At 49.8% G+C, this 3,867-nt stretch carries 3 protein-coding genes; 2 read left to right on the top strand and 1 reads right to left on the bottom strand.

Annotated elements, in window-relative coordinates; all coding sequences use genetic code 11:
- Positions 1-1,265: peptide ABC transporter substrate-binding protein (locus tag ACTHS3_RS10675; RefSeq protein ID WP_440367934.1), on the bottom strand; the 1,265-nt coding region annotated here is incomplete at its 3' end.
- Between the two features lie 328 nt (positions 1,266-1,593).
- Here ACTHS3_RS10675 and ACTHS3_RS10670 point away from each other — a divergent pair.
- Entirely contained in the window at positions 1,594-2,667 is a 1,074-nt protein-coding gene (locus ACTHS3_RS10670) for a porin (RefSeq protein WP_440367933.1), read from the top strand.
- Between the two features lie 127 nt (positions 2,668-2,794).
- The coding region (locus ACTHS3_RS10665) for a polyamine aminopropyltransferase (protein ID WP_440367932.1) at positions 2,795-3,867 on the top strand (1,073 nt) is incomplete at its 3' end.

The following is a 3,867-nucleotide window of genomic DNA, read 5'->3' as shown; positions in this document are numbered from 1 at the left end:
TCCAAATAAGTTTTCCATTCCTCGTTGGACAAAGTCGGACGGATAAACGGAATGGCGGCTTTCCACACCGACTGCACGGCAGTAATTTGTTTTTTGGACGCTTCGCTGGTGCTGTACAAAATATCGAACTCAAGCGGATGGTCATCGTTGTAGCCTGCTTCGTTCAACAGTTTGCGCGCGGTTTCGATGCGTTTTTCAGGCGTCCACTCTTTCCACTCAGGATAAACGGGAATCACGCCCTGCATTTGCGGCGGCGTCAATTGGAACGCAGGCGTATCGCCGCGGCCGCCCACTTTAACGACAATGTCGCGGCGCGTCAGCATATTGAGCGCCTTGCGGACGCGCGGATCATTAAACGGCGCCGCTTCGTGGTTCGGCTCCAAATACCAGCTGCACAAAGAAGTCGTGCGTCTTACTTGGCCTGGAAACTCAATATCCGCCACTTTGACCTGATCGCTGGGAATGCCGTAAGTCACATCAATTTCATTGGCACGATAACGGTTGTACTCCCCGCTGCCTGACAAGAAAACCGCCTTCGGAATGGCCACTTTGTCTTTATCGTAATAATTGGGATTGCGTTCCATATTGATGTGGCTGTTAACTTTCCAATCCGTTAACAGATAAGCGCCACTGGAAACATACTGACCGGGCTGCGTCCACTTATTGCCATATTTTTCAACAGTGGCGCGGTGAACCGGAAAGGTGAATTGCTGAATCAGCATATCGGGGAAATAAGGCACGGGCGCAATCAGCGTAAATTGCAGGGTCTTCGCGTCCAATGCCTTGACGCCCAATGTCTCAGGCTTGGCTTTGCCGTTTAATATATCTTCCGCATTTTCCACTTGAGCATCGACCAAATAGCTGCCGAAAGGTGCGCCGGTAGCCGGATCGGCAAGACGGCGGAAGCTGTATACAAAATCTTCGGCAGTAATCGGATCGCCATTGCTCCATTTGGCATCACGCAGATGGAAGGTCCAAATACGCTCGCCCTCGCTCTCCCATTTTTCCGCCAAAGCAGGAATGGTTTTACCTTCGGCATCCGTACCGACCAAACCATCCATCAACTGACGGATAATCGCACCGGCCGCCATATCGCCGCTCATCTGAGGATCCAGCGTACCCGGCTCGACACCGTTGCTGACCACCACGCGCTCATAATCGGTACGCTTAAACTCAGGAGCAGGTTTAACATCGCGGCTGCACGCCGACAATGCGAATACGGCAGCCAATGATGCAGCCAACAGCGGATAGGTTTTTCCGGCCATATTTCATTCCTTCTTTTGGGTATTCTTCTTTTTCAGACGGCCTGATTATTCAAACTACACTCAACTACATTTATTTATGAAGTTCTCCAGCATAGTTAAATCATCTATTTCAAACCATGAAAATAGTGTTTTAAACCACATATTCCATCGAAATAATAATAGCCGTCTAAGATTGTCGGCAAATTAACACAAAAATACGTAACTGAAAACTATTTTTCAATTTATCCTACGATAAGTTACAAATGTATTGATTTTTTATGTTTTGTCAAATAAGATTATCCGAGCTCTTTCGCCATAAGCAAGAAAAAGACATAAAAAGGAGAATCAAATGAAGAAGTTATCTTACTTTATTGCCACTGCCCTCATCGGCTCTTCCATAAGCGCCGCCCACGCCGAACCTAAAATGAGCGGCACCATCTACATCATGACCGAGGTCGAACACAACAATAAAACCGGTGTAACCAATACAACCATTTCCGATAAAAGTTCCAGTCTTTATCTCTCCGATGAAGTACGACTCAACAACGACTTATGGTTGAAATGGCAACTTGGCTCCTTTATTTACTTCGATTCCGACCGCTGGGGCGGCTGGGGTACTGCCGACTCATACGTCGCTCTCAACAGCTACAAAAACCTCGGCACCGTCAAAATGGGCTACATCAGTACGCCCATGAACAGCATTTATCTGAACCCGTTCGACACCAACAGCCCGATTTTGGAGTTCGGCAAAATTTCCCGCTTCGGCCAACGCCGTGTTTCCATGGCTTATGAGTCGCCTTGGAAAAACGGCTTCCAATTCAAATTCAACGTTTCCCCCGGTTCCAATGCCGCGCGCAATAACAACAACTGGAATCCGGACAAAAAACGTGACGGTGACTGGGTCTTCGGCTGGGGTGTGGACTACTACCACCCCAACAACGGCTTTAACGCGCACTACGCTGCCGAATACGCACCCAACGACTCTCCGACCGAAACCAAAGACTTCCAAGCCCACGCATTCATGGCCGGATACAGCAAAGACAAAATCTCCGTCGATGCCGCGTTCCAATACGCCAAAAATACTTGCGACGGCTTTAGCTGCTGGGGGCCATGGGAGGAGGAGAAGAATGGTATAAAAATAAAACACGAAGACAAAGAAATCAACAACACCAAAGAATTTATGGTGTCGGGTTCATATAAAATCGGCAATTTCAAACCTCAAATCGGCTTTGCCTACGGTAAAAGCTCTATCGGCGAAGACTACAAACACGTCGCCGTCAGCACCGATTACAGCTTCTCCAAACGGACAACTGCCACACTCGGCGCCGGCTGGTTGAAAGAAAACGTCAATCCGAAATACGAAGAAGATTTGCCGAAAAAATCTTCTTACGCCGTGGGCATGGTATTCAAACACCGCTATTAATGCCTGACAGATTAAAGGCCGTCTGAAACAATTTGTTCAGACGGCCTTTTCTACATCCTATAAATAAACTTGCAGCCCACCTTAAAAATCATTACATTGCCCACACTCAAGCCACAAAAACGTCATCATGAATGCCCACCGCACCCTCATTATCTCTGTTTTCATCGTCGCCAGCTGCGGCCTCGCCTACGAGCTCATCATCGCCGCACTCGCAAGCTATCTTTTGGGCGACAGTATTTTGCAGTTTTCCTCCGTCATCGGGCTTTATCTGTTTTCAATGGGCATAGGCGCGCACCTGACCCAATACATTAAAGATAAAGACGTGTTGCACCGCTTTATCGAAATCGAACTTTTGGTCGGCATCATCGGTGGCATTTCCGCGCTGGCATTATTTGTGGCCTTCGGTTTATCCGCCGCCCCGTTCCGCACCCTGCTCTACGCCTTCGTGCTGATTGTCGGCATGGTCGTCGGCATGGAAATCCCGTTGGTTATGCGCGTGTTAAACCGCAAAGGCGCGGAGTTTAAAGAACTCGTTTCCAAAGTCCTGACCTTCGACTACTTGGGTGCACTTGCCGTCTCCTTATTATTTCCGCTCCTGCTCGCCCCCAAACTCGGCATGGCGCGTTCCGCCCTCTTGTTCGGCATCCTCAACGCCGCCGTCGCCTATCTGACCGCCCGCGTGTTTAAAGCCGAACTGCCACGCTACCGCGCCATCCGCCTGCGTGCGCTAATTGTCTTGTCCATCCTCGCCATTACCTTCGCCTACGCCGACCGCATTTCCTTCAAAGCCGAACAAAGCTATTTCGGCGATCCCGTCGTTTATCAAAGCCACTCGCCCTACCAAAGGCTGGTTGTTACCCGCTGGAAAGACGACACCCGCCTCTACATCAACGGCAACCTGCAATTCTCCTCACGCGACGAAGCCCGTTATCATGAAGCACTCGTTCTGCCCGCCATGCAGATGGTGCCGAACGCCGAACGCGTGCTGATTCTCGGCGGTGGCGACGGATTGGCAGCACGCGAAGTCTTGAAATATCCGCAAGTCAAAAATGTTACTTTGGTCGATCTCGACCCCGACATGACCGCTACTTTTAAAACCTCCGCCACCTTAAACGCACTCAACCAAGGCTCGCTGTCCCATCCCAAAATGCACGTCGTCAACGACGATGCCGCCAAATGGCTGGAAGGGTCGTCTGAAAA

Source organism: Neisseria sp. P0009.S007, assembly GCF_051962515.1.
This window is presented reverse-complemented; position numbering and strand designations above follow the sequence as displayed.

Excerpts from the sequence above, each read along its gene's own strand:
- ACTHS3_RS10670 (WP_440367933.1), top strand. The coding sequence starts at position 1,594 with ATGAAGAAGTTATCTTACTTTATTGCCACTGCCCTCATCGGCTCTTCC.